At 73.3% G+C, this 22,837-nt stretch carries 23 protein-coding genes and 2 pseudogenes; 13 read left to right on the top strand and 12 right to left on the bottom strand.

All coding sequences use genetic code 11. The annotated features are described in order from the left end of the window. Nucleotides 1-60: 60 nt before the first annotated feature. Nucleotides 61-1,779, top strand: coding sequence for a globin domain-containing protein (locus tag ACWGKU_RS07595; protein ID WP_452178379.1), 1,719 nt, complete (start codon nucleotides 61-63; stop codon nucleotides 1,777-1,779). Here the strand turns inward: ACWGKU_RS07595 and ACWGKU_RS07600 are convergent, their stop codons facing one another. Next, on the bottom strand, nucleotides 1,780-2,349 hold the full coding sequence (locus tag ACWGKU_RS07600) for an NUDIX domain-containing protein (protein WP_452178380.1): 570 nt from the start codon (nucleotides 2,347-2,349) through the stop codon (nucleotides 1,780-1,782). A 238-nt stretch (nucleotides 2,350-2,587) separates the two neighbouring features. Here ACWGKU_RS07600 and ACWGKU_RS07605 point away from each other — a divergent pair, with 238 nt between their 5' ends. Both ACWGKU_RS07605 and ACWGKU_RS07610 read left to right on the top strand, forming a co-directional pair. Next, nucleotides 2,588-3,505, top strand: coding sequence for an IclR family transcriptional regulator (locus tag ACWGKU_RS07605; RefSeq protein WP_452178381.1), 918 nt, complete (start codon nucleotides 2,588-2,590; stop codon nucleotides 3,503-3,505). Nucleotides 3,506-3,701: 196 nt separating this feature from the next. Further along, nucleotides 3,702-4,127: an SsgA family sporulation/cell division regulator gene (locus tag ACWGKU_RS07610; protein WP_359905190.1), complete on the top strand. Its 426-nt coding sequence runs from the start codon at nucleotides 3,702-3,704 to the stop codon at nucleotides 4,125-4,127. Nucleotides 4,128-4,229: 102 nt separating this feature from the next. Here the strand turns inward: ACWGKU_RS07610 and ACWGKU_RS07615 are convergent, their stop codons facing one another. Then, entirely contained in the window at nucleotides 4,230-4,610 is a 381-nt protein-coding gene (locus tag ACWGKU_RS07615) for a phage holin family protein (protein ID WP_359905187.1), read from the bottom strand. Nucleotides 4,611-4,730: 120 nt separating this feature from the next. Here ACWGKU_RS07615 and ACWGKU_RS07620 point away from each other — a divergent pair, with 120 nt between their 5' ends. Both ACWGKU_RS07620 and tenA read left to right on the top strand, forming a co-directional pair. After that, entirely contained in the window at nucleotides 4,731-5,048 is a 318-nt protein-coding gene (locus ACWGKU_RS07620; protein WP_401047999.1) for a cupin domain-containing protein, read from the top strand. A gap of 26 nt (nucleotides 5,049-5,074) precedes the next feature. Next, on the top strand, nucleotides 5,075-5,746 hold the full coding sequence (gene tenA, locus ACWGKU_RS07625) for a thiaminase II (RefSeq protein ID WP_387694022.1): 672 nt from the start codon (nucleotides 5,075-5,077) through the stop codon (nucleotides 5,744-5,746). 82 nt (nucleotides 5,747-5,828) lie between these two features. Here the strand turns inward: tenA and ACWGKU_RS07630 are convergent, their stop codons facing one another. Beyond that, nucleotides 5,829-7,118, bottom strand: a complete 1,290-nt coding sequence (locus ACWGKU_RS07630) for a hypothetical protein (protein WP_452178382.1) — start codon at nucleotides 7,116-7,118, stop codon at nucleotides 5,829-5,831. Nucleotides 7,119-7,377: 259 nt separating this feature from the next. Here ACWGKU_RS07630 and ACWGKU_RS07635 point away from each other — a divergent pair, with 259 nt between their 5' ends. Further along, a complete protein-coding gene (locus tag ACWGKU_RS07635; protein WP_049653234.1) occupies nucleotides 7,378-7,578 on the top strand; it encodes a DUF5326 family protein in 201 nt (66 codons plus the stop codon). Between the two features lie 366 nt (nucleotides 7,579-7,944). Then, a complete protein-coding gene (thiC, locus tag ACWGKU_RS07640; RefSeq protein ID WP_401047994.1) occupies nucleotides 7,945-9,759 on the top strand; it encodes a phosphomethylpyrimidine synthase ThiC in 1,815 nt (604 codons plus the stop codon). A 109-nt stretch (nucleotides 9,760-9,868) separates the two neighbouring features. On the opposite strand, the gene ACWGKU_RS07645 is transcribed toward thiC, so the two are convergent. Continuing rightward, nucleotides 9,869-10,300 carry a hypothetical protein gene (locus tag ACWGKU_RS07645; RefSeq protein ID WP_401047991.1) on the bottom strand — a complete coding sequence of 144 codons (432 nt, stop codon included), beginning with the start codon at nucleotides 10,298-10,300 and terminating at the stop codon, nucleotides 9,869-9,871. Between the two features lie 463 nt (nucleotides 10,301-10,763). On the opposite strand from ACWGKU_RS07645, the pseudogene ACWGKU_RS07650 reads away from it, so the two are divergent. Then, a pseudogene (locus ACWGKU_RS07650) lies at nucleotides 10,764-11,432 on the top strand (ice-binding family protein); the annotation flags it as partial. 822 nt (nucleotides 11,433-12,254) lie between these two features. On the opposite strand, the gene ACWGKU_RS07655 reads toward ACWGKU_RS07650, so the two are convergent. Beyond that, the gene (locus tag ACWGKU_RS07655) at nucleotides 12,255-12,506 is read right to left on the bottom strand and encodes a hypothetical protein (RefSeq protein ID WP_452178411.1); all 252 of its coding nucleotides are present in this window, start codon (nucleotides 12,504-12,506) and stop codon (nucleotides 12,255-12,257) included. Between the two features lie 470 nt (nucleotides 12,507-12,976). Between ACWGKU_RS07655 and ACWGKU_RS07660 the strand changes: the two genes are divergently transcribed. After that, nucleotides 12,977-13,129, top strand: coding sequence for a thiamine biosynthesis protein ThiC (locus ACWGKU_RS07660; RefSeq protein ID WP_401056382.1), 153 nt, complete (start codon nucleotides 12,977-12,979; stop codon nucleotides 13,127-13,129). Between the two features lie 93 nt (nucleotides 13,130-13,222). Here ACWGKU_RS07660 and ACWGKU_RS07665 read toward each other — a convergent pair whose 3' ends face one another. Beyond that, nucleotides 13,223-13,648 carry a CBS domain-containing protein gene (locus ACWGKU_RS07665; RefSeq protein WP_452178383.1) on the bottom strand — a complete coding sequence of 142 codons (426 nt, stop codon included), beginning with the start codon at nucleotides 13,646-13,648 and terminating at the stop codon, nucleotides 13,223-13,225. Nucleotides 13,649-14,000: 352 nt separating this feature from the next. On the opposite strand from ACWGKU_RS07665, the gene ACWGKU_RS07670 reads away from it, so the two are divergent. Next, entirely contained in the window at nucleotides 14,001-14,396 is a 396-nt protein-coding gene (locus ACWGKU_RS07670) for a DUF5994 family protein (RefSeq protein ID WP_452178384.1), read from the top strand. A gap of 154 nt (nucleotides 14,397-14,550) precedes the next feature. Then, nucleotides 14,551-14,784: pseudogene (locus ACWGKU_RS07675) on the top strand (SRPBCC domain-containing protein); the annotation flags it as partial. Between the two features lie 93 nt (nucleotides 14,785-14,877). Here the strand turns inward: ACWGKU_RS07675 and ACWGKU_RS07680 are convergent. Next, nucleotides 14,878-15,264 (bottom strand): VOC family protein, encoded by a 387-nt coding sequence (locus ACWGKU_RS07680; protein WP_452178385.1) that lies wholly within the window; start codon nucleotides 15,262-15,264, stop codon nucleotides 14,878-14,880. A gap of 129 nt (nucleotides 15,265-15,393) precedes the next feature. Between ACWGKU_RS07680 and ACWGKU_RS07685 the strand changes: the two genes are divergently transcribed. After that, nucleotides 15,394-16,317 carry a LysR family transcriptional regulator gene (locus ACWGKU_RS07685; protein ID WP_452178386.1) on the top strand — a complete coding sequence of 308 codons (924 nt, stop codon included), beginning with the start codon at nucleotides 15,394-15,396 and terminating at the stop codon, nucleotides 16,315-16,317. 48 nt (nucleotides 16,318-16,365) lie between these two features. On the opposite strand, the gene ACWGKU_RS07690 is transcribed toward ACWGKU_RS07685, so the two are convergent. Beyond that, entirely contained in the window at nucleotides 16,366-17,202 is an 837-nt protein-coding gene (locus ACWGKU_RS07690) for a helix-turn-helix domain-containing protein (protein ID WP_452178387.1), read from the bottom strand. A gap of 101 nt (nucleotides 17,203-17,303) precedes the next feature. Here ACWGKU_RS07690 and ACWGKU_RS07695 point away from each other — a divergent pair, with 101 nt between their 5' ends. After that, the gene (locus ACWGKU_RS07695; RefSeq protein WP_401052374.1) at nucleotides 17,304-17,900 is read left to right on the top strand and encodes an NADPH-dependent FMN reductase; all 597 of its coding nucleotides are present in this window, start codon (nucleotides 17,304-17,306) and stop codon (nucleotides 17,898-17,900) included. Nucleotides 17,901-17,970: 70 nt separating this feature from the next. Here ACWGKU_RS07695 and ACWGKU_RS07700 read toward each other — a convergent pair whose 3' ends face one another. The 4 genes from ACWGKU_RS07700 to ACWGKU_RS07715 all read right to left on the bottom strand — a co-directional run bounded on the left by ACWGKU_RS07700 (nucleotide 17,971) and on the right by ACWGKU_RS07715 (nucleotide 22,691). Then, on the bottom strand, nucleotides 17,971-18,534 hold the full coding sequence (locus ACWGKU_RS07700) for a hypothetical protein (RefSeq protein WP_452178389.1): 564 nt from the start codon (nucleotides 18,532-18,534) through the stop codon (nucleotides 17,971-17,973). 149 nt (nucleotides 18,535-18,683) lie between these two features. Beyond that, entirely contained in the window at nucleotides 18,684-20,195 is a 1,512-nt protein-coding gene (locus tag ACWGKU_RS07705) for an alpha/beta hydrolase family protein (RefSeq protein WP_401052378.1), read from the bottom strand. Nucleotides 20,196-20,336: 141 nt separating this feature from the next. Then, complete coding sequence (locus tag ACWGKU_RS07710) at nucleotides 20,337-21,242, bottom strand: hypothetical protein (protein ID WP_452178390.1); 906 nt, start codon at nucleotides 21,240-21,242, stop codon at nucleotides 20,337-20,339. Nucleotides 21,243-21,527: 285 nt separating this feature from the next. Next, nucleotides 21,528-22,691 (bottom strand): metallophosphoesterase, encoded by a 1,164-nt coding sequence (locus ACWGKU_RS07715; protein WP_452178410.1) that lies wholly within the window; start codon nucleotides 22,689-22,691, stop codon nucleotides 21,528-21,530. Nucleotides 22,692-22,837 lie beyond the last annotated feature (146 nt).

Consider the following 22,837-nt stretch of genomic DNA (forward strand, 5'->3'; position numbering starts at 1 on the left):
CGAGTGGTGGCGCAGCCGGCCGGAGGCGAAACGATTTTCTTGGGTACTCGAAACGTAGCGGTGAAGTCCCGCGGGACAGTCCTGGTCCGCACCGGACACGGCTCGGCGGGGGCCGCCTCCGTCCCGGGCCTGCCGGCGGGCGCGTCCGGGCGGGCCCCGGCGCGGGAGGTGGCGCGGGAGGTCGCCGTCCGGCCGCCGACGCCCCTGGACCCGCCGGACCCGCCGGACCTGCCGCCCCTGGCGGCGGCGGAGGCGCCGACGGCGGTGCTGCCGCCGGTGTCGCTGCTGGAGCCCGTCCGGCCGGTGATCCCGGCCCGGCCGCCGCACCCCCCGGCCGTGCCCGCCACCGGCCCCGTTCCCGTTTTCGGTTCCGGCACCGCGCCCGGTTCCGGCCCCGTCCTCGCTCCGGACCCCACCCCCTTCCGCCCGCTGTTCGCCGACGCGCCCGGCCTCAACTGGGCCGGGCCGGGCGACCGGTGGAGCGAGGCCTGGGGCGTGCGGACCCCCGTCGGGCAGCTCCCGGCCGCACCGCCCGCCGTCGCGCTCCCCACTGCCGGACTCCCCGCCGTCGGCCAGGACGGGACCGCCGGCCGACCGCCGCTCACCAGCCGGGAGGTCGCGCTGGTCCGGGCCGGCCTCGCCGCCGTCGAGCCGGACGCCGACCGGGCCACCGCGCACTTCTTCGCGCTGCTCTTCCTGCGCCACCCCGAGCTCCGCCCCTCCTTCCCCGCCGCCATGGACGTCCACCGCGACCGGCTGTTCCGCACCCTGCTGGCCGTCGTGCGCGAGATCGACCAGCCGGTGGCCCTGCGCGCCACGCTGACCGGGCTCGGCCGTGACCACCGTCGGTACGGCATGCTGACCGGGCACGACGCCGCGGTGGAGGAGTGCCTGGTGGCGACGCTGGCCCGGTACGCGGGCGGCCACTGGGGCGCCGAGGCCGAATCGGCCTGGCGCCGCGCCTACCGGATGATCTCCTCGGCCGTGATCGAGGCCGCCGAGGAGGACGCCCGCACCTCGCCGCCCTGGTGGCAGGGCGAGATCGTCCGGCACGAGCGCCGCACCCGGGACGTCGCGGCGATCACCGTCCGCCCGGACCAGGCGTACCCGTTCCGGGCCGGGCAGTACGCCGCTCTGGAGACGCCCTGGTGGCCGAGGGTCTGGCGGCAGTACTCCTTCGCCGGTGCGCCCCGCCCGGACGGGCTGCTGACCTTCCATGTCAAGGCCGTCCAGGCGGGCTGGGTGAGCAACGCGCTGGTCCACCGGGCCGCGCCCGGGGACGTGCTGCGGCTCGGTCCGGCGGCCGGCTCGATGACCGTCGACCACGCGGCGGGTGCGGACCTGCTCTGCCTCGGCGGGGGCACCGGCATCGCGCCGATCCGCGCCCTGGTCGAGGAGGCGGTCGAGCACGGCGTGTCCGGCCGCCGGGTCGAGGTGTTCTACGGGGCCCGCCGGGCCGAGGAGCTGTACGCGTTGGGCGAGCTGCGCGAACTGGCCGCGCGGAACCGGTGGCTGACGGTCCGTCCGGTGCTGTCCGGCGGCGCCCCGGCGGGTGTCCTGCTGCCCGGGGGCCTGCTGCCCGGGGGCCTGCTGCCCGGCGGGCCGCTGACCGGCGAACTGCCCGAGGTGGTGAGCCGGTTCGGCCCGTGGACCGGGCGCGAGGCGGTGCTCAGCGGGCCGCCCGCGATGGTGCGCACGGGCGTCGGGGCACTGCTGCGGGCCGGGGTGCCGGCCGAGCGGATCCGGCACGACCCGGTCGGCGACCCGACCGCGGGTTGATCACCCGAGGTCGGGTGCGAGGAGCGCGCGGATGCCCTCGATGTTGGCCGCCAGGTACGCCCGCAGCCGGGGCGGGACCACGTTGACCGAGGTGACGCCCTCGCGGGTGAACGGCAGCCGGACCACCTCGTACTCGCCGTTGGGGTCGGTCACTTCGGGCCCGTGCCGCCGGCTGAGGTCCATCTCGGTGAGCCGGCAGACGAAGAAGTGCTGCACCTTGACCCCGTGCGGGTGCGGCGGGGTGCCGTCGTCGACGGCGGTCCCCCCGGCCGGTGGCTGGGGCATGGTGTGGCTGATGGTGTCGACGAAGGCGGGCACCACGTCCACGACCTTGCCGCCGAGCTCCTCGTCCACCTCGCGGTGCAGCGCCTCGACCACCGTCCGGTCCTCGCGCTCGACCCCGCCGCCGGGGGTGATCCAGTACGGGTGCGGCGAGCCCGGCCGGACCCGCCGGATCAGCACGATCGACGCCGGGCCGTACGGATCGTCCGGGTCGAGCTCCAGCAGGATCGCCCGCGCGGTGCGCTTCACGACGGGGCGCGGTGGCGGAGTGCGGTTCTCGGGGCCCATGGCCACCTCCGGGACTGGCGCGTTGTGCGGGATTCTCCCGCGCCGGGGCGGGGGCGAAACCCGGGGAACAGGGCGAAACGCACCGGGAACGGGTCGAAACGCCGACCCGGTCGGGTGCATCCGTTCGGGGCCCCGCTGTGCTGCAATGAGCAGCTATCGGGCAAATCGGAGGTTTCGCTCCGCATGCCCGTTCTGGGCACGGACCTGTACGAGGGACTCGGGCTGGGGGTTGGGTGGCATGGATCGGATCGCACAGCCTTTCGGGAAGACGCAGCCGCTCGGGAAGACGCAGCCCTGCGGGAAGCCGCCGCCGTCCGAGCGGACACGGCCGTCCGAGCGGACGCGGCCGTTCGGGACCGCCCGGGAGCCCCGGATCGCGCGGGAGTCCGGGGCGGCCGGGTCGCGGCGGGCGGCCGCGGACCGCGGGCCCACCCTGATCGGCTCCGTCCAGCGGGCGCTGCGGCTGCTGGAGGCGGTCGGCGGCTTCCGGCACGGAGCGACCGCCAAGCAGCTGGCCCGGGCCGCCGGACTGCCTCTCGGCACCGCCTACCACCTGCTGCGGACCCTGGCCCACGAGGGCTATCTGCGGCGCTCCGAGGGGCGCTTCTTCCACGGGGAGGCGCTCGACGGCATAGCCCGCACCGGCGCGCGGCCCGGCGACCCCGACCTGAGGACGCGGATGCAGTCCCTGCGGGACGAACTCGGCGCCGCCGTCTACTTCGCGCTCTACCGGGACGGCGAGGTCCACGTGGTGGAGGTGGTCGAGGACCCGAGCCGGCCCGCCGTCGAGCCCTGGGCGGACTTCCGGGCCACCGCCCACGCGCACGCCATCGGCCAGTGCCTGCTCGGCCAACTGCCCGAGGAGGAACGCCGTGACCACCTCGCCCGCCACCCGCCGGCCGGGCTCACCCCGTCCACCCTCACCGGTGAGAGCGCGGTGCTGCGCCGGCTCGCCTCGCTGCGGCCGACCATGCCCGTGCTGGAGCGGCAGGAGTACGTGCTCGGCACGGTCTGCGCGGCCGTCCCGATCACCATCGGCCCGGTGGTCGCCACCATGGCCCTGTCGCTCCCGGTCGATCAGGCCGACCGGCTGGGGCCCGCCGCCCGCCAACTGCGGCGCGGGGTGGGGGCGATGAGCCCGGCGTTCATCTCCTGACGCCACTTGGTCTGGACCAGCTCCGGCTCGTTCACCATTTGAAAAAGCACACCTTGTCCGCTACATCCCCAAACGGGACGATGATGATCGAACGTGGATTGGTTGCATAAACCGTCACAAAAACCGTCGAAAACATGTCCGGCCGCCATCGGGCCAGCAGACCGACGGCGCGGGCAGAACGAGAGGTACTGGCGCCATGCAGCACAGCACAGTCCAGGGTCACCTGGTGATGAACCTCGTGGTCTCGCACGAGCTCTCCTTCCGCCTCCCGGTGGACCTGGCGTACGAGGCCGACGATCCGTACGCCGTCCGGCTCACCTTCCACCTCCCCGGAGACGCCCCGGTCACCTGGTACTTCGCGCGGGAGCTGCTGCTCGACGGGATCAGCGGGCCGGCGGGCGAGGGCGACGTGCACATCCGCCCGGTCGGCGACGAGCTCTCGGAGGTCCGCATCGTGCTGCGCTCCCCCGACGGCGACGCCCTGCTGTGCGCCTCGTCCGCGCCGCTGATCGCCTTCCTGGCGCGCACCGACCGGCTGGTGCCGATGGGACAGGAGTTCACCGGGCGGGACATCGACGCCCAGCTCGCCGACCTGCTCAAGGGGCGCGAGAACGCGGGGTGAGCGGTCCGGCGCCGGCAGGCCGCGCGGCGAGAACGGCGAAGGGGCCCGTACCCGGTGGAACACCCGGGTGCGGGCCCCTCTCAGCTGTCCGCGCGCCGCCGGTCAGTCGTCGTCCAGGGCCAGGTGCAGGCCCCACGAGACCAGGCTGATGATCAGCGAACCGACCAGCGCGGAAACGAAGTTGGTCACGTGGAAGTCCAGGCTCAGCTTCCCGGAGGCCCAGGAGGTGAGCAGGAGCATCAGGGCGTTGATCACGAAGGTGATCAGACCCAGCGTGAGGATGAACAGGGGGAGCGAGAACAGCTTGACCACCGGCTTGATCAGCCAGTTCACCACGCCGAACACGACGGCGACGCCGAGCACCGTCAGCGCCTTGTGCTGCCAGTCCGCGTTGCCCTCGGCGAGTTGGATGCCGCTGACGATCCAGGCGGCGACCCAGATGGCCGCCGCGTTGATCAGTGTCTTGATGACGAAACCCTTCATGCCGCCCAAGCCTGACAGGTACCCCCGTCCCGGCGGAACCACCGGACGGCGGGGTGGTGTTGAATGCCCCTGGTCCGGGAGGTGGACGGACGGGCCCGAGAACGAGGGAGGACGGCGGCGGTGAAGCTCTTCCGGCTGGACGGACTGGACGCCGAACGGGCGGCCAACGACGGTGCGTACCTGCGGTTCCTGCGCGAACCGCGGATGTCCGCCGGGCTGTACGCGCTCGCCCCCGGCGACACCGACACCCAGACCGCGCACGACCAGGACGAGATCTACCAGGTGATCAGCGGCCGGGCCGAGCTGACCGTCGGCGCCGAGACCGCCACGGTCGCTCGCGGCACGGTGGTGTACGTGCCGGCCGGAACCCCGCACCGGTTCCACCACATCACCGAGGAACTGCGCGTCCTGGTGGTGTTCTCCCCGCCGGAGGACTGAGCGCCCCGCCGGTTAGGGTCGGCGTCATGAGCACCAAGACGCTGACCGAAGAACTCTGGGCGGCCATCGAGCCGGTGTACGCCGAGATCCTCGCCCACCCCTTCCTGGCCGGGCTCACCGACGGCACCCTGCCGCGCGCGGCCTTCCGCCACTTCGTCGTCCAGGACTCGCACTACCTGCGCGACTACGCCCGCGCGCTCGCCGTCTGCGCCGCGAAGGCGCCCGGCGAGCAGGACGTCCGGGCCTTCGCCGACGACGCGGTCGGCGCGCTCGCCGCCGAACAGGGCATGCACGCCGAGTTCCTGACCGCCTTCGGCGGCAGCGCCGAGGAGGCCGCCGCCGAGCCCGTGCTGCCCACCACCCGGGCCTACACCAGCTACCTGCTGGCCACCGTCTACGGCGGCTCCTTCGCCGAGGCGGTCGGCGCGGTGCTGCCCTGCTACTGGATCTACGCCCGGGTCGGCGAGGCGCTGCTCGCCCAGGGCTCGCCCGACCCGCTGTACGCCAAGTGGATCGCCACCTACGGCGACGAGGCCTTCCAGTCGGTGGTCCGCCGGGTGCTGGCGCTCACCGACCGGCTCGGTGAGGAGCTGTCCGCGGCCGAGCGCCGCAAGGTGGTCGAGCACTTCGTGACCACCTCGCGCTACGAGTGGATGTTCTGGGACGCCGCCTGGCGCGGAGAGCGCTGGCCGGTCTGAAGCCGCGCGGGTGCGGCCGCCCGCCGTCCGCCGTCCGCACGGTACCTGGACGACGGGCGGACGACGGGCGGGCGGTGCCGGGTCAGCCGGTGACGAAGTAGCCGGTCAGGTCGGCGACGACGTTCACCGGGCCGCCGTGGTTGAAGACCGAGTAGGTGCCCCCGCCGGTGACCCCGGTGGTCACCGAGTTGGCGACGGTCTGCCCGGGTTCGACGTTGACGGTGGAGGTGTTCGGCGGCAGGCCCCCGCCCGGGAACACCGTGAGGTGGCCGGAGTCGGTCACGTCGGTGATCGTGATGTTGGCCTCGACACCCAGCACGTTCGGGACGGAGCCGTCCGTGGGCACCGCCTGGACGGCCGTGGTCGCCCCCTGCTGGAGCTTGCCACCGGTGATCCGGGTGTCGAGGTTGCGGACCGGCGTCGTGAGCGCGCTGAACAGGCCCGTTCCGGACGGGCCGTAGTAGCCGACGACGTCGACGATCACGTGCACCCAGCCGGCGCGGTTGTAGACGTCGATCCGCCCGTCCGCGCCGACCGGCACCACGACCTGGTTCGCGACCGTCGATCCCACCGGGAAGTTGACGTTCGAGCCGTAGGCGGGCCGCTGCGTCCCGCTCGGGTACGCGGTCAGGAAGCTGTCCCAGGAGCCGTCCGTGGTGGTGACGTTGAGGACCACCGAGGTGGCGTCCGCGGTCCCCAGCTCGGGGCGGGCGACCTGGTAGGTGCGTACCGCGTCGCCGCCGAGCCGCCCGGTGCCGTCGCTGCGGCTGTCGGCGATCCGGGTCGGGGTCAGCGGGCCGTACTTGTCGGTCGCCGCGGTCCGGTAGTACCCGACCACGTCGAGCACGACATGGGCGGTGCCCGCGTTGTTGTAGACGTTGATCCAGGGGGCGCCCCGGCCGACCGGACCGACCGCGATCGTGACCAGGTTGGAGATGGTCTGGCCGGCCTTGAAGTTGATGCTGGAGGTGGCGGGCTTGGTGCCGGCCGGGCCGGCCTTGGCGGCGAGCGTGACGTAGCCGTCGGCGGTCGGGTCGGTCACGGTGAGGTTGACCACCACGGCCGTGGCGTCGGTCGGCACGGCGGAACCGCAGTACATCGGCGGGTGGTTGCCGCAGCGCTGCGAGACCGGGGTGCTGTAGTACTCGCCTTCCTTGAGCGGTCCGAAGTGGTCGTGCGACGGGGTCTGGTCGAAGGAGCGGGTGTCCAGGATCCGGGTCGGGGACATCCCGACGAACCCGGCCGGTGCGGTCACGTCGGCGGCGGCGGTCACGGCCGCCGGTGCCGCGGTCGCCGGGACCGCGGCGAGCGCCGCCACGGTCAGGTTGAGCGCCGCGAGAGCGGCGGTGGACACGGCTGTTCTGGCCCGCATGACAGGTTCCCCCCTGGTCGATGGCACCGGACAGGCGTTCTTCCGGCACTGGTTGGACGCTTGGGAACGCCGGGGGTTGTACGCCGCCGGACGAATTCTCGGGGGTCACCCGGGGGGTCGGGCTCGGGGTGATCTCGGGGTTCTCTCCGGGCCGTTGGGCCTCGTTCCGGCACTCGCGCCACCGTACGATCGAAGTACCGAAAGCAAGCGGGATGCGGCACCGGACGGCGGCCGACCCGAGGGGAGAAGAGGAACCGACATGGCTGAGCTCTGGAAGTCGCTGCCCTCCTGGGTGCGCAACATCGTCATCCCGGTGCTGGTCCTGGTGCTGGCCTGGAACATCGTCGCCTTCGTGTTCGGCGTCGTCGGCGCCCTGCTCTCGATCGTGATCAAGCTGCTGGTGGTGGTCGGCATCGCCGCCGCCGTGGTGGTCCTGGTGAAGAAGGCCGCCAAGAGCTGACCCACCACCCCGTAACGCCGCCCTGAGGCCCGGCCCCCCACGAGAGGGGGACCGGGCCTCGGCCGTTCTCCGGTATCCGATCGGCTACTGGTTGCGGGTAGTAGCCGAAGAGGTCGACGACGACGTCGGTCGCTCGACCGGGCCGGGTGACCGGGCGGGCCGACCGGGCGGGGTGGGGCGCTCTGGACCTGCGGCGATCGGCTCGCTACCGTGTTGGGCGTCGTGTGCAGGCAACACCGCCTGCGACGCGGGAGCTCGGAGCACCGGGCTGAGAGGACGCTGACCGGGACGTCGACGGACGGACCGACGGCTGCGTCGACCGCAGGAACCTGACCGGGTAATGCCGGCGTAGGGAGTAGAGGTCAGATGACCACGTTCGAAGCACAGCCGCAGTCTGCCCAGGGCGCCCCCAGCAGCGAGCGCACCGGCTACCCGACCCCGGCCTGGCGCAAGTCCTACCGCGAGGGGTCGCGCCCCGACCTGCGCGTTCCGTACCGCGAGGTGCGGCTCACCAACGGCGGGTCCGTCCCGCTGTACGACACCTCCGGCCCGTACACCGACCCGTCCTTCGAGCCCGATGTGCGGCGCGGCCTGCCCGCCCTGCGGGACGCCTGGATCCGCCAGCGCGGCGACGTCGAGGAGTACGACGGCCGCGAGCCGCGCCCCGAGGACGACGGGATCAAGCACACCTCGCCGCGCGGCGGGAACCTGCGCAACCTGGACGCCGTCTTCCCCGGCCGGCCGCGTCGCCCGCTGCGCGGTCGCGGTGGCGCCGCCGTCACCCAACTCGCCTACGCAAAGCGGGGTGTGGTGACGCCGGAGATGGAGTTCGTGGCGCTGCGCGAGGGCCTGGCGCCGGAGTACGTGCGCGCCGAGGTGGCCCGCGGCCGGGCCGTCATCCCGGTCAACGTGAACCACCCGGAGGTGGAGCCGGCCGTCATCGGCACCAACTTCCTGGTGAAGATCAACGCCAACATCGGCAACTCCGCCGTGACCTCCTCGATCGAGGAGGAGGTGGAGAAGATGACCTGGGCCACCCGCTGGGGCGCGGACACCGTCATGGACCTCTCCACCGGCCGCAACATCCACACCACCCGCGAGTGGATCCTGCGCAACTCCCCGGTGCCGATCGGCACCGTGCCGCTCTACCAGGCCCTGGAGAAGGTGGACGGCAGGGCCGAGGAGCTGAGCTGGGAGGTCTACCGGGACACGATCGTCGAGCAGTGCGAGCAGGGCGTCGACTACATGACCGTCCACGCCGGTGTGCTGCTGCGCTACGTCCCGCTCACCGCGCGCCGCAAGACCGGCATCGTCTCGCGCGGCGGCTCGATCATGGCGGCCTGGTGTCTGGCCCACCACCAGGAGAACTTCCTCTACACCAACTTCGAGGAACTCTGCTCCATCCTGGCGTCCTACGACGTCACCTTCTCGCTCGGCGACGGCCTGCGCCCGGGCTCGATCGCGGACGCCAACGACGAGGCGCAGTTCGCCGAGCTGAAGACCCTCGGCGAGCTCGGCCGGATCGCCCGTGAGCACGACGTCCAGGTGATGATCGAGGGCCCGGGCCACGTCCCGATGAACAAGATCAAGGAGAACATGGATCTCCAGAAGGAGATCTGCGACGAGGCGCCGTTCTACACCCTCGGCCCGCTGACCACGGACGTCGCCCCCGGCTACGACCACATCACCTCGGGCATCGGCGCCGCGATGATCGCCTGGTGGGGCACCGCGATGCTCTGCTACGTGACCCCCAAGGAGCACCTGGGCCTGCCCAACCGGGACGACGTCAAGACCGGCGTGATCACCTACAAGATCGCCGCCCACGCCGCCGACCTGGCCAAGGGCCACCCCGGCGCCCAGGCCTGGGACGACGCCCTCTCCGACGCCCGCTTCGAGTTCCGCTGGGAGGACCAGTTCAACCTGGCCCTCGACCCGGAGACCGCCCGCGCCTTCCACGACGAGACCCTCCCCGCCGAGCCTGCCAAGACCGCGCACTTCTGCTCGATGTGCGGCCCGAAGTTCTGTTCGATGAAGATCTCCCAGAAGATCCGCGACGAGCACGGTGACGGATCGACGGCCGTCTCCAGCGGGTTCGACGCCGAGGCCCTGGCGGGCATGGCCGAGAAGTCGGCCGAGTTCGCGGCCCAGGGCAACCGGGTCTACCTCCCGCTGGCCGACTGACGGCAGGTGCCGAGGCGCTGTGCTGGGACCCCGACGGCGGTGTCCGGCACAGCGCCGCGCACGTTCGGGTGCGCGGGTGGAATCCGGTGGGCGGATTCTCGGGTGTAGGTCAGAGCCCGAGGATTTCGCGAATGAGGCCGAGCTTGCGCTCCGGGGAGAGATTCTGGGGACGGCCGGTGAGCAGGCCGTTCAGGACCGCGGGGACGTCGGAGCCGTCGGGAGCCTGGACCGCGTCGATGACCTGGCAGCGCAGGCCGCCGTCCCGGAGGAACACCCACAGGTCGTGTTCCTTCCGCGGCTCGCCGTTCTCCCTCGGGGAGAGCCGCCACGCCGGGAACCAACCGAGCCCCTCCTCGGTAAGGCGTTCGGCCAGTTCTTCCAGGACGTACTTGCCGAGTCTTCGGTAGCCGACTTCCGCGCGCAGTTCACCGAGGGTGACCCTGAGGAGGCCACCTGCGGCACGGCAGCGCTCGGCCACCGTGCCGGCGTCACCGGCGGCCGCAGTGAGCGCCTCTTCCTGCGGATTCGTTAGGTCGTTCATGATCGGGCCAACGATTGGGATCACGGGGCGATACGTGATTCACCGGCCCGGGCGCGGCCAAGAGGAAAAAACGGTACTGCTATGGCGTTGGCGGCGACCCGGGTAGCCCCCATCCCCCCGGCCGACAGCTGCCGGCCGTCGGCTGCCAGTGGAGGGACAAACCCGCCATTTGGTACGTAGACGAATGACGCTGCGGGATGGGGGTCATTCCCCGATCGGCGCTGGTGCGTCACTCCGTTGCATCTTTATCACTCTCTTCTTTTCATGTTGTTGTTGCACGGTGTAGTGAGTTGGTGACTCTCCATCACCTGCCCTGGTCGGCTCCGATCGTCGAAAGCCCTCCGGCGCGAGTGCGAGGGCGTGAGGCCTGACCGGAAACCACCAGCGGCGCTCCGAATGCCCTCTTCGGGTGACGGAGTTCAACGGCGACAAGAAAGGGTCCTGTCCTATGGCAGTCGATGCCATGTTGTCCGCTCCACCGGGACGAGGGCGTAGACGCACTCGACTCGCGGGGGCGTCCGTCCTGCTGTCCGGACTGACGTTGCTCGCGACGGCCGGCCTGGTCCCCAGCCCCGCGCACGCCGCAACCGCACCGGTGGGGCTGGGGACTGATACCAGCTATGCGATCCTGGCGGGCTCAACCGTCACCAACACCGGCCCCAGCGTCATCAACGGCGACCTGGGGCTCTTCCCGGGCACCAGCGTGACGGGCTTTCCCCCCGGAGCCGTGAACGGGGTTCAGCACGTCAACGACGCGCAGGCGGCGCAGGCCCAGTCCGACCTCGTCATCGCCTACAACGATGCCGCCGGCCGGGCCCCCACGGCCATCCTGACCTCGCCCGGTGACATCGGAGGGCTGACGCTGACGCCCGGCGTCTACAAGGCGAGTTCGTCGCTGAACCTCACCGGGACCGTCACCCTCGACGCGATGGGCGACCCGAACGCCGTCTTCATCTTCCAGATCGGCTCCACCCTCATCACAGCTCCGTCGAGCGTCGTCAGCCTGGTCAACGGAGCACAGCCCTGCAATGTGTTCTGGCAGGTCGGCAGCTCCGCCACCATCGATGTCGACTCCTTCTTCAAGGGCAACATCCTGGCCCTCACATCCATCAGCGTGAACCACGCCTCGGTGATCGAAGGCCGTGCCCTGGCGCGCAACGGCGCTGTCACCCTGGACGACAACACCATCACGAGGGCGGCCTGCACCGTCGGCCCGCCCGGACCGAGTGGCCCGCCCGGACCGAGCGGCCCACCCGGACCGAGTGGGCCCGCCGGTCCTCCCGGTGCTGCCGGTTCCCCGGGGGCACCTGGACCTAACGGTGCTCCGGGGGTGGCGGGCTCCCCGGGCGCTCCGGGTGCTCCCGGCCCCAACGGTGCTCCCGGTGCCCCCGGTGCCAATGGTTCGCCCGGCGCTCCGGGTGCTCCTGGCCCCAACGGTGCTCCCGGTGCTCCGGGTGCTCCGGGCGCCCCCGGGCCCAACGGTGCTCCCGGTGCCCCCGGTGCCAATGGTTCGCCCGGTGCCCCCGGTGCACCCGGTCCCAATGGTGCTCCGGGCGTGGCGGGCTCCCCGGGCGCTCCGGGCGCCCCCGGGCCCAACGGTGCTCCCGGCGCCCCCGGTGCACCTGGTCCCAATGGCGCTCCTGGCGCCCCCGGTGCGAATGGTTCGCCGGGTGCGAATGGCTCGCCAGGGGCTAATGGCTCGCCGGGTGCCAACGGTTCGCCGGGGGCTAATGGCTCGCCGGGTGCCAACGGTTCGCCGGGTGCTAACGGTTCTCCCGGGGCTAACGGTTCTCCCGGGGCTAACGGTTCTCCCGGGGCTAACGGTTCGCCCGGGGCGAATGGCTCCCCGGGTGCCAACGGTTCGCCCGGGGCGAATGGCTCCCCGGGTGCCAACGGTTCGCCGGGTGCCAACGGCTCACCCGGCCCTGCCGGTCCTGCTGGTCCGGCCGGCCCATCAGGTCCTGCTGGTCCGGCCGGTCCTGCTGGTCCGGCCGGTCCTGCCGGTCCTGCTGGTCCGGCCGGACCGCCCCAGTCTCCAGGCGGTCACGGTGGTCAGGGTCACGGCGGCCATGAGCAAGGTGATCACGGGAAGGAGCAGGGCAACCACGGCAACGTTCCGGCCGACCACGGGAACGGCAATGGCGGTCACGAACAGGGCAACCACGGCAACGTTCCGGCCGACCACGGCAACGGCAATGGCGGTCACGAACAGGGTGTGCCGGTTGTGCGTCCGCACGAGTCGGGGCAAGCACTCGCTGCCACCGGCTCCGACAAGTCGATCGTCATGGCGGTCGGTTCGGCGGCCGCCGTCGTGCTGGGAGGCTCAATCCTCATCCTCGTGAGGCGCAGCGGACGAGCCGCAGCTCGCCGTCGGCACTAGCCCTCGCCGTGATGGGCGGCGCGCGTCAGGAGTGGGTCCACTTCCCGCCGACGGACTGACGCTCGTCCACGCGTGGCGCTGTCCCGGGTAGCCGGAAGGCCGTTCGAGACAGCGCCACGCCCTTGGCCGGAACGGTGGTCGGATCGGTGTTCCCGGCCTGTTCGCGGGCTGATCGGCCTGACCCGGCACTTGTCCGTCGCGGCGGCGCGCCAGGCCAGTCCTGCGGTCGCGTGGGTGGGCCCATCGGGGCGTCGGTCCAGCGACGAGGTGTTGGTCTCGGCCCGAAGTTCTGCTCGATGAAGATCTCCCAGAAGATCCGCGACGAGCACGGTGACGGATCGACGGCCGTCTCCAGCGGGTTCGATGCCGAGGCTCTGGCGGGCATGGCCGAGAAGTGGGCCGAGTTCGCGGCCCGGGGCAACCGGGTCTATCTTCCGCTCGCCGACTGACCATGCGCGTCGTCGACCCTGCTCCGGGAGCCGGACGGGCTTCCCGGGCAGGGTCGGCAGGTGCCTGGTGCGGGGCCGGCCGGGTGCCGTGGGTCACGCGGGCGCGGCGGTGAGCAGGCCGGTGGCGCGGTCCGCGGTGAGCACGCCGAGGATGTAGCCGTCCTCGTCGACGACGGGCCAGACCGCCAGGTGCTTGATCCGCATGGCGATCGAGGCCAGGGTCAGGCCCATGGTCGGCCAGGCGAACGGGCCGCGCTGGTGGGTGGTGGCGCTGACGGCGGTCCGCTCGGTGTACCAGGAGCGGGTGAGGAACGGGTGGAGTCCGGTGCGGGTGACCAGCCCTTCGCACCGGCCGTCGTGGCCGCGGACGAGGAGGTAGTCCAGGTGGGCGCCGCGGAGGATGTCGTCGGCCTGGTCGACGGTGCTGTCGTCGGCGATCTGGTAGTCGCAGGGTTCCATGGCGTCGGCGACCGTGAGGCCGTGGCCGGGCCGTGCGGGCTGGGGCGTGCGAGTGGTCACGGCATTCACCGTTCCCGTCTCCGGCCGCCCGCCGGGGCGGGGTCTGCCGGGCTGTCCTGCACCCAGAACGAAGCCGGAACGGGGACCGGGATGCGGGATGCCCTGGATGTCTCCGAGGCTACTCCTGCGGTGGTCGGCCCGGGGGAGGTTACGGCGGAGTAGCGTGGGGAGTAACCGAGGACATTCCGGACACCGGCATCAGCGTCGACGTCGCCCTGGGTCATGACGGGTCCCTCGTGGACCGGACGGGCGGCCTCAGATGATGCCGATCCCCCTCCCCATTCCTTCCTCCCCCGGGCCGTGGACGGCGCCCGGTGCCCCGCTGCTGCCGCGCTTGGAGCTGGAGCCGACGATGTCGCGGGAGGGTGTCTTCGACGGGGCCTGGTGGCCCCGTTCGAACGAGGTCCTCGCCGAACTGCCGGACCTGATCACCGCGCTCGGCGCCCACTTCGGACGCATCCTGCGGGTCGGCCTCGACACCGAGGCCTGGGACGGTGTGCCCCGGTCCGTCGCCGCGAACGGCCTGGTGGTGAGGATCAACTGGTTCGCCGGCAGCGACGCGACGATCAGCGTCACCCGGGGCCTCCAGGACCACTTCCTCCTGCTGGTGGTGCCGCCCGGCACCGACCCGACAACGGCCGCCTCGGCGATGGCCGGAGCCTCCGCGACCGGGAACCACACTCCGGCGGCGGAGCTGCTGCTCGGCCGACCGCTGGTCGTCGTCGCGCCCGGCCGGATTCACGGCTGAAGCCGTCCTCGATGAAGACCTCCCGGCCTCGGTGGAGAACACCGGTGGAGAACACCAACGGGAGAGGTCGTCGGGAGAAGTCGTCGAAAACCTTCACGGCGAGCGATGAGTTTCCGGGACACCCGGGGTCTACCCCTGTGCGAGCGACGGACGTGACCACGGAGGAGATCCCGAGATCACCGAGATCCGGGTCGGCGAGTTCTTCGCGATGGTGGAGGAGGGCTCGGGCATGCGCTCCACCCTCACCTTCACCGGGCTCGACGGGGGCGGCACCCGGGTGGTGCTGCACCAGACCGGGGTGCCGGAGATGTTCCGCGGCCCGGAGGCCGAGGCGGGGCTCAACTCCAGTTTCGACCGGCTGGTCGAGCACCTCGCCGGCCGGAACTGACGGGCGCGGCGCTCCCGGTGTGCCCGCCCCGGGCCACCCCCGTGGGCCCGGGGCGGGCACACGGTCTGTTGGCCGTGCGCCGGGGGTGAACGGTCAGTTGGCCGCGTCCTGGGGGTACCAGCGGAGTTCGACGGTGTTGCCGTCCGGGTCCTGGACGTAGACGGAGGTGGCGGTGCCGCGGGCGCCGTAGCGGGGGACGGGGCCCTCCAGGACGGTGAAGGTGCCCGCGTCGATGACCTCCTGCCAGTCGAGGGGCTCGACGGTGAGGCAGAAGTGGTCGACGTTGGACTCGTGCCGGGGGCCGTGGACCAGGTCGATGATGGTCCCGGCGCTGACCCGGATCGACGGGAAGGACACCTTGCCGGCGCGCCATTCGTCGACGCGGACGGGCTCCAGGCCCAGGGGGCCGGCGTAGAAGGCCAGCGAACGCTCGACGTCGGCGACGTTGAGGACCAGGTGGTCGAAGGCTACGACGCGCATGGGTGATCGGCTCCGCTCGGGTGGGGCTGTCGGGGACGGGTTCAACGATCCTCTCGGCCGGGCGGGTGATCAATGCGCGATCGCCGTAGGATCGTTGAGCCGGATTCAACGATCGAGGGACGGGGCGGGATGCTGGAGCGGTTGGAGATCGAGGTCTTCCTCGCGCTCGCCGGGGAGCTGCACTTCGGCCGGACCGCGGAGCGGCTGCACCTGACCACCGGGCGGGTCAGCCAGGTGGTGAAGAAGCTGGAGCGCCGGATCGGCGGGCAGTTGTTCGACCGCACCAGCCGGTCGGTCCGACTCACCGCGGTGGGGCGGCAGTTGGCGGACGACCTGACCCCGGTGGTGGCGGCGATGGAGGCGGCGCTGCGCCGGGCGGAGGACGCGAACCGGGGCGTCACCGGGGAGCTGCGGGTGGCGTTCCTCGGCGAGTGGACGGCGCCGGTGCTGCTCAAGGCGGTCGCGCTGTTCGGCGAGCGGCACCCGGACTGCCGGGTGGACGTGCGGGAGGTGCAGCTCTCCAACTCCCGGGCGAGCCTGGTGGACGGTTCGATCGACGTCCTGATCGCCTCCTACCCGTTCGACGGCATGGCCCGCGGGCCGGTGCTGCTGACCGAGCGGCGGGTCCTCGCGGTGGCGGCCGGACACCCCTTGGCCGGCGAGCGGTCGGTGTCGCTGGAGGTGCTCGCGGACCATCCGGTGGTGCAGTACCCGGAGGTCACCTCGGCGGGCTTCAAGCGCGACCGCACCCCCGGCCGGACCCCGTCCGGCCGCCCGGTGCCCAAGGGGCCGTCCGGCGGCACCTTCTCCGAGATGCTCAGCCTGGTCGCGATGGGCCGCGGCGTCCTCCCGGTCGGCGAACACTCCCGCCGCTACTACCCGCGCCCGGACGTCGCGTACGTGCCGATCCACGACGCGCCCCCGATCGAGCGCGGCCCGGTCTGGCTGGAGAGCAACACCACCGCCCGGGTCCGCGCCTTCGTGCGGGCGGCCACCGACGCCGTCGCGGAGTCGGTCGACCGGGCGACGCCGTTGTGCGTGCCGGCGGAGTGACCGGTGCCGGCGGGGTGGCCGGTGCCGGCGGGGTGGCCGGTGGGGGTTTCAGGAGATCGCGCGCAGCCGGGGCCGCTCCGGGGCGAGCAGGCGGTCGAGGTGGGCGGCGGTGTCGTCGTCGGCGGGGAGCAGGACGAGGAGCTGCTGGGCGTCGTCGGTGAGGTCCAGGGTCTCGCGGTGGAGCCGGAGTTCGGGGCCGGACGGGTGGCGGAGGCGGAGCGGGCCCCGGCGGGGGACGAGGTGGTTGCCGATCCGCCGGGTGAACTCGGGGCCGGCGAGCGGGGCGAGTTCGGTGCTGAGCCATTCGGCGGACTCGACCGAGGGCCCGAGCCAGATGTCGAAGGCCTGCTCGTCGGCGATGTCGTCCCAGTCGGCGAACAGGGTGCGGGCGCGCGGGTCGGTGAAGACGTAGCGGGTGAGGTTCGGGGCCGGGGCGTCGAGCAGTCCGGCCGCGCCGAGGACGGCCGCGTAGCCGCTGGTGTGGGCGAGGACGTCGCCGAGGCGGTTGGTGACGGCGGCGATGCCCGGTTCGAGCAGGCGCAGGGTCTCGCGGACGGTGGGGCGCAGCTCGCGCGGGGCGGGGACGGGCCGGGCGTGGCCGGCGCACGCGCCGCCGGTGATCTTGGTGAGGTAGCGCACGTGGTTGCGCTCGGCGGGGTCGAGACTGAGGGCGTCGGCGAGCGCGTTGACCACGGCGGTGGAGGGGTTGCGGTCGCGGCCCTGCTCCAGCCGGGTCAGGTACTCGACGCTGATCCCGGCCCGGACGGCCAGGTCGGAGCGGCGCAGGCCGGGTGAGCGGCGGCGGCCGTGGTCGGGCAGGCCCAGCGTCTCCGGCTGGATGCTGTCGCGCTTCGCGCGGATGAAGTCCCCCAGTGGTGTGCCCATATGGCGAGCGTACGGTTGATCGTCGCGTGGAGGGTGGCCCTGCGGGGGCCAGCCTGGGCACGGCCTGGTTGCGGCCGTGCGGCGGGCGGAGAGTGGTCGCCATGGAGACGAACACGCACAAGCTGGTGATCATCCTCGGCAGCGTCCGGGAGGGCCGGTTCGGCCCGGTGGTGTCCTCGTGGGTGGCCGAGCAGGCCGCCTCGCACGGCGGCTTCGAGGTCGAGACGGTGGACCTCGCCGAGATCGATCTGCCGCTCGAACTTCCCGCCGCATCACCGAAGTTCGCGGGTGACGGGTATCCGCGCCCGGCCGGGATGGCGAAGCTGACCGAGGCCCTGGAGGGCGCCGACGCCTTCGTCGTCGTCACGCCGGAGTACAACCACAGCTACCCGGCCTCGCTGAAGGCCGCGATCGACTGGCACTTCACCCAGTGGACGGCCAAGCCGGTCGCCTTCGTCAGCTACGGCGGCGCGGCCGGCGGCCGGCACGCCGTGCTGCACCTGGAGAACGTGCTGACCGAGCTGCACGCGGTGACCATCCGGGACGGCCTGGCCTTCCCGAACTACTTCACCGCCTGGGCGGACGGCCGCCCGAACGACCCGCAGGCGCCCGGCTACGCCAAGGTCCTGCTCGACCAGCTGTCCTGGTGGGCGGGCGCGTTGAAGAACGCGCGGGCCGCCGCGCCGTACCCGGCGTGACCGGAACGGCGAAGGCGCCGGAGCGGGGAAAGGGACCGGGGCAGGGAAGGCGCCGGAGCAGGGAGGCGCCTCAACCCGCCCTGCGCCGACGGTAGTAGTGCACGGTGAGCACGGCGAGCAGCGGTCCCCAGGCGGCCAGCGGCAGGTAGCCGAACCAGAACGCGACGGTCTGCCAGCCGTGGGTGATCAGCCCGATGTGCCGGTCGCCCCGGATGGTCAGGCCGAGCGAGAACATCACCATCGCGTACGGGAAGACCATCAGCGCCGCCGAGCCCAGCCCGGCCGGGACCACGGCGGCGAGCACCGGGACCGGGCGGCCGCCGAGGACGGGGATCCAGCGCGGCCACACCTCGCCCCAGCGGGCGACCAGGCCGAAGCAGAGGAGCGCCAGCGCCTCGCTGACCACGCTGAGCGCCAGGATGTACGCCCAGCCGCCGTCGAACGAGGCCGGGTCCTGCTCCGGCGGCGTCGGGCCGTGGTCGAGCAGCGGCAGCCCGAGGATGAAGCCGCCGATCCGCCAGAGGCAGGAGGGCAGGACCGCCAGGGTGATCGCGTAACCGGTCCGGACCGCCCAGCGCGGTGTGCCCGGTGCGGGTGTGCCGTGCAGTCGTGCCGCGATCGTCCGTGCGCCCATGGTTCCGCCTCCGGCCCGGGCGGACGCCGTCCGTCCGCCACCGCTCCGACCCTCCCGGAGCGCGCGGGCGGGGGCGTCCTCACCCGGGCTGAAACCGGGCGCGCCCGCTCCCCCGGGCGGGGGAGCGGGCGGTCGCCGCAGTGACGAGGTCAGGGCAGCAGCAGCCCCCAGGACAGGGCCCAGGGCAGAAAGACCACCCCGGCCAGCAGCAGTGCGCCCAGCCGGACCCGGTCGGCCGCCGGGGCGGCGGCCAGGGCGGCCCGCTCCCGCCGGGCGCCGGCCGCGGCGACGGCGGCCGCCCCGAGCGCGAACAGCGCGAGCAGCTGGACGGCCAGCCAGACCACCGGGCGGCCGAACAGGACCGGGCCGGGGAACATCGCGGCGGTGACCGTCAGGAAGAGCAGGTACCCGAGGGCGCCCAGGAGGGCGGCCGTCCCGGTGAGGGCGGCCCAGCGGGCGGCCCGGGGCAGGGCGGCGGGGCGCGGCCGGCGGCGCAGGCGGCGGGCGGCGCCGGTCAGCGCGTAGCCCGCGAAGCCGGTCAGGCACAGCAGGGTGGCGACGGCCTCGACCCAGGTGGACTCGTACCAGGGGAGCGGATCGAGCGCGCGGCTGCGGGTGTCCTGCTGCGGGGCCGGGTCGGTGGAGGCGGTGGGCAGGCCGGTGGCGAGCCGCTGGATCCAGGCGGACTCGGCCTCGGCGTAGTCCGCCGGGAGCCGGTCGGGCCGGTCGTAGCCGTCGTCCGCGGTGAGGTGCAGGTTGTGCCGGACGTCGGGGACGGTCCGCAGCGTGTAGTGGGTGTTGCCGCCGCGGTCGAGGGCCCGGCGGATGATCGTCGCGCTCTCCTCGGGGGCGGCCTCGCGGTCGAGGGTGCCCCACTCGGCCAGGACCGGCTGCCGGACCCGCTCCCACGCCGGCACCGGATCGTAGTCGGCCTGCGGGAAGAGTCCGGCGGCGGTGAGCTGCCGGACGGAGGTGTCCGAGAGCGCGTCGATCAGTGAGCCGTGGACGCCCGCGTGGCGCAGGTAGCCCCGGTACGCCCAGGCCTGTTGGCGAGCGGGGGTGAGGCCGACCGCGCCGACGGTGACCAGGTACGTCGCCTCGGTGGAGCGGGTGGCGGCGAGCGAGGCCACCCAGGCGCCCTCGGACAGGCCCCACAGGCCGACCCGGTCCGGCGCGACCTCCGGCCGGGCGCGCAGCAGCCGGACGGCGGCCAGGGCGTCCTCGGCCAGCTGCCCGTAGTCCCGGTGGGTCATCGAGTAGCCGTCGGTGCGCTTGTCGAAGACCAGCGTGGTGACGCCGTGCCGGGCGTACGCCTCGGCGGCGGCCCGCAGTTCGGCCAGCGGGCCCGGCCCGGCCCCGGGGACCATGACCAGCCCGGGGCCGCGGGTGCCGGCCGTCGCGGCGGGGGCGGCCAGCAGCAGGCCGTGCAGGACGGTGCCGCCGGCGCCGGTGAAGTCGACCGGGTCGGCGACCGGACTGCCCGTCGCCGACGTGGTGTTCGCGGGTGTGGCGCTCGCGGGTGTGGTGCTCGCCGCCGTGCCGCTCACGGCCGCGGCACCCGCCGGTCCGCCGGTGAGGAGCAGCCCCGGCAGGGCCGCGAGTAAGGCGGTGAGCAGCAGCGCCGCTCCGGTGCGTGCTGATCGGACGGGTCCGGTGCTCATCGCCGCTCTCCCCCGGTCGTTCTCCTCCTGTGGGTTCCAGCCTGGCGGGCGGCGGAGTCCGGGGCGATGGTGGTCGCACCCGGACCGGGGGTGGGGATGTCCCCCGGAAGCGCCCCGGGCACCCGGGGCGTCGCGGAGGGCTCAGCGGACCTCGTCGGGCCCGGTGAAGTCGGGCGGTGTGTACCCGGGGCCGGTGAAGTCGGGCGGGGTGAAGGCGGCCGGGCGGGTCGTGCGGCCCCGGGGGTCGGTCAGCCCCTCGGGGCCGGGGCTGGTGAACGCGGGCGAGGTGTAGCCGGGGCTGCTGAAGTCGGGGCCCTCGTGGCCCGGGCCGTCGTGGTCGGGGCCGTCGTGGTCGGGGCTCTCGTGGCCCGGGCCGTCGTGGTCGGGCCGGGCGGCCGGGCCCGGCACCGGCGGCAGCGCGTCGAGCAGGTACGGGAGGATTCCGCGCTCGCGCAGCGCGCCGCGCCACTCGCGGTGGGCGTCGCCGAGTTCGGCGGCGAGCTCCGGGTCGGTGCCGGCCGGGGCGGTCGCGGCGCCTTCGCGCAGGGCGGTGAGCAGCAGCCCGATGACGCCGATGGCCATCGCGGCGACCCCGGCGGCGAGGGCCACCCACCCGGCCGTGACCAGGGAGCGGGCGAGGGCGAGGTTCGGACCGGCGGCGCGCAGCAGGTAGCCGATCAGCAGCAGGAACAGGGCGGCGGCCCAGGCCAGGATCGGGGTGAGCACGGTGAGGACGGGGAACAGTCCGGCACCGCCGCCCCCGGAGCGCAGCTGGCTGAGCAGCCCGGGGGCGGCCGGTTCGCTGCCGGGCGGCGGCGGGGGCGTGCTGTGCAGGCTCTCGCGCAGCCGGGTGTAGTGGGTGTACTCGGTGGCGGCCGCGGCGTTGACGCGGTCGGCGTCGCGCAGGGCGCGGATGCGCAGCTGGTCGGTGGTGAGCGCGCCGGGTGCGCGCAGGGCGGTGAGGACGGCGCGGTCGCGCAGGGCTTCCGTGAGGAGGCGCTCGTACTCCGGGCGGTCCTCGGCGAGCAGTGGCGGGGGGTTGGACATGGGGACCCCGTTCGTGCGGACCCCGTTCGCTCCGCCCCGGGGGCGCGCGGCCCTCAGGACGCCGAAACGGGCGCGGAGGCGGGCCGCCGGACGGGCGGCCGGGTGTGGTGTGCCTCATGGTAGGGGCGGGCGCGCCCGGGCTGACAGTCGGTTTCCGGAATTTCGCGCCCCGGGACGCGCGCGTGCGACCGCCCGAGCGCCGGGAACAACTGTTCTACGGCGATGGTCGGTTGACGATCGGTCGGCAGCCGGAGGGCGATCCGGCCGATGGAGCGGCCGCGCGCCTCAGCCGATGGGCAGCCGGGCGACCAGCAGCCGCCCCTCCATGGTGACGCCGCCGTCCATCGCCACCGCGAGGTCGTCCGCGTACACGTACGGCCCGGGGATGTGCGGCGGCTGGCCGTCGTCGTTGTGCACCGCGCCGGTGAGGTACGGGATGGGGCTGTGCCCGTGCACGATCCGGCTGCCGCCGTAGGTGTCCAGCAGCTCGTGGACGGCCATCGGGCCGGCGTCGCCGCGGAAGGCGAACCGCTTGGTGAAGCGGCGGAAGCAGTCCCACCACTCGTCCACGCTGCCGTCGGCGAGCAGGCCGTGCACCGCGTCGTTGACGTCGGGGATGGACTCGCCGTACTCCAGGTACGCGGTGGTGTCGGAGTGCAGCAGCAGGTGGCCGTCCTCGACCGCCATGGCGGGCAGCCGGGAGAGCCAGCTGATGTGGTGCGCCTCCAGCCGGTCCAGGTCGCTCTGCTGGCCTCCGTTGAGCCGCCAGGCGGCGAGGAAGGAGGCGGTGCCGGCGGTGGACTGGACGGGCTCGTCGCCGTACTTGGCGGCGCCGAGGAAGAGCAGTTCGTGGTTGCCCATCAGGGCGCGGCAGTAGCCGCCGGCCGCGGCGGCCTCGGCGGCCAGCTGCATGACCAGGTCGATGACGCCGATGCCGTCGGGGCCGCGGTCGGTGAAGTCGCCGAGGAACCAGATCCGGGCGCGGCCGGCCGACCAGTGGCCGTCGGCGTCGATCAGGCCCTGGCCGTGCAGCGCGGCGCGCAGCTCCTCCAGGTAGCCGTGCACGTCGCCGACGACGTAGACCGGGCCGGGGGGCTCGCCGGGGCCGGGGGCCGGGTACGGGTAGGTGGGCGCGGCGGGGTCGGGCAGCGGCGGGCCGAGTTCGATCGTCGGCGGGTCGTCGCGGCCGTCGAGCCCGAGTGCGGGGGAGGGCTGGTCGGGCAGGGTGGGTTCGTAGCCGGCCTGGTCCCGGCCGTCGTAGCCGCCCTGCTCCCGCGCGTCGTAGCCGCCTTGCTCCCCGCCCGCGTAGCCCGTGCGCTCCTCGTACCCGGGGCCGTCCTCGTAGCCGCCCTGCCCCTGGTGTCCCTGGTGCTCCTGCTGTCCCTGGTGTTCCTGATGTCCCTGGTGTTCCTGATGTCCCTGCTGCGAGAAGGCCGGGGCCTGGTCCATGCCGATGCCCTGGGCGTGCACGGTGTGGCCCTGGCCGTCGGCGGGCCAGTGCTGCTCCAGGTAGCGGGCTCCGCCGTAGCCGCTGTAGGTCTCCCCGTCGTGGCCCTCCCCCTCGTAGGGTGCGGCGGGGTAGCCGGTGGCGGCGT

The organism is Kitasatospora sp. NPDC054768 (assembly GCF_053612025.1).

What these genes read in the sequence shown, in the direction of transcription:
- ACWGKU_RS07600 (WP_452178380.1), bottom strand. Translation starts at nt 2,349, where the DNA reads ATGGGCCCCGAGAACCGCACTCCGCCACCGCGCCCCGTCGTGAAGCGC.
- ACWGKU_RS07605 (WP_452178381.1), top strand. Translation starts at nt 2,588, where the DNA reads ATGGATCGGATCGCACAGCCTTTCGGGAAGACGCAGCCGCTCGGGAAG.
- ACWGKU_RS07610 (WP_359905190.1), top strand. Translation starts at nt 3,702, where the DNA reads ATGCAGCACAGCACAGTCCAGGGTCACCTGGTGATGAACCTCGTGGTC.
- ACWGKU_RS07615 (WP_359905187.1), bottom strand. Translation starts at nt 4,610, where the DNA reads ATGAAGGGTTTCGTCATCAAGACACTGATCAACGCGGCGGCCATCTGG.
- tenA (WP_387694022.1), top strand. Translation starts at nt 5,075, where the DNA reads ATGAGCACCAAGACGCTGACCGAAGAACTCTGGGCGGCCATCGAGCCG.
- ACWGKU_RS07630 (WP_452178382.1), bottom strand. Translation starts at nt 7,118, where the DNA reads ATGCGGGCCAGAACAGCCGTGTCCACCGCCGCTCTCGCGGCGCTCAAC.
- ACWGKU_RS07635 (WP_049653234.1), top strand. Translation starts at nt 7,378, where the DNA reads ATGGCTGAGCTCTGGAAGTCGCTGCCCTCCTGGGTGCGCAACATCGTC.
- thiC (WP_401047994.1), top strand. Translation starts at nt 7,945, where the DNA reads ATGACCACGTTCGAAGCACAGCCGCAGTCTGCCCAGGGCGCCCCCAGC.
- ACWGKU_RS07645 (WP_401047991.1), bottom strand. Translation starts at nt 10,300, where the DNA reads ATGAACGACCTAACGAATCCGCAGGAAGAGGCGCTCACTGCGGCCGCC.
- ACWGKU_RS07660 (WP_401056382.1), top strand. Translation starts at nt 12,977, where the DNA reads ATGAAGATCTCCCAGAAGATCCGCGACGAGCACGGTGACGGATCGACG.
- ACWGKU_RS07670 (WP_452178384.1), top strand. Translation starts at nt 14,001, where the DNA reads ATGTCGCGGGAGGGTGTCTTCGACGGGGCCTGGTGGCCCCGTTCGAAC.
- ACWGKU_RS07680 (WP_452178385.1), bottom strand. Translation starts at nt 15,264, where the DNA reads ATGCGCGTCGTAGCCTTCGACCACCTGGTCCTCAACGTCGCCGACGTC.
- ACWGKU_RS07685 (WP_452178386.1), top strand. Translation starts at nt 15,394, where the DNA reads ATGCTGGAGCGGTTGGAGATCGAGGTCTTCCTCGCGCTCGCCGGGGAG.
- ACWGKU_RS07690 (WP_452178387.1), bottom strand. Translation starts at nt 17,202, where the DNA reads ATGGGCACACCACTGGGGGACTTCATCCGCGCGAAGCGCGACAGCATC.
- ACWGKU_RS07695 (WP_401052374.1), top strand. Translation starts at nt 17,304, where the DNA reads ATGGAGACGAACACGCACAAGCTGGTGATCATCCTCGGCAGCGTCCGG.
- ACWGKU_RS07700 (WP_452178389.1), bottom strand. Translation starts at nt 18,534, where the DNA reads ATGGGCGCACGGACGATCGCGGCACGACTGCACGGCACACCCGCACCG.
- ACWGKU_RS07705 (WP_401052378.1), bottom strand. Translation starts at nt 20,195, where the DNA reads ATGAGCACCGGACCCGTCCGATCAGCACGCACCGGAGCGGCGCTGCTG.
- ACWGKU_RS07710 (WP_452178390.1), bottom strand. Translation starts at nt 21,242, where the DNA reads ATGTCCAACCCCCCGCCACTGCTCGCCGAGGACCGCCCGGAGTACGAG.
- ACWGKU_RS07715 (WP_452178410.1), bottom strand. Translation starts at nt 22,691, where the DNA reads ATGGACCAGGCCCCGGCCTTCTCGCAGCAGGGACATCAGGAACACCAG.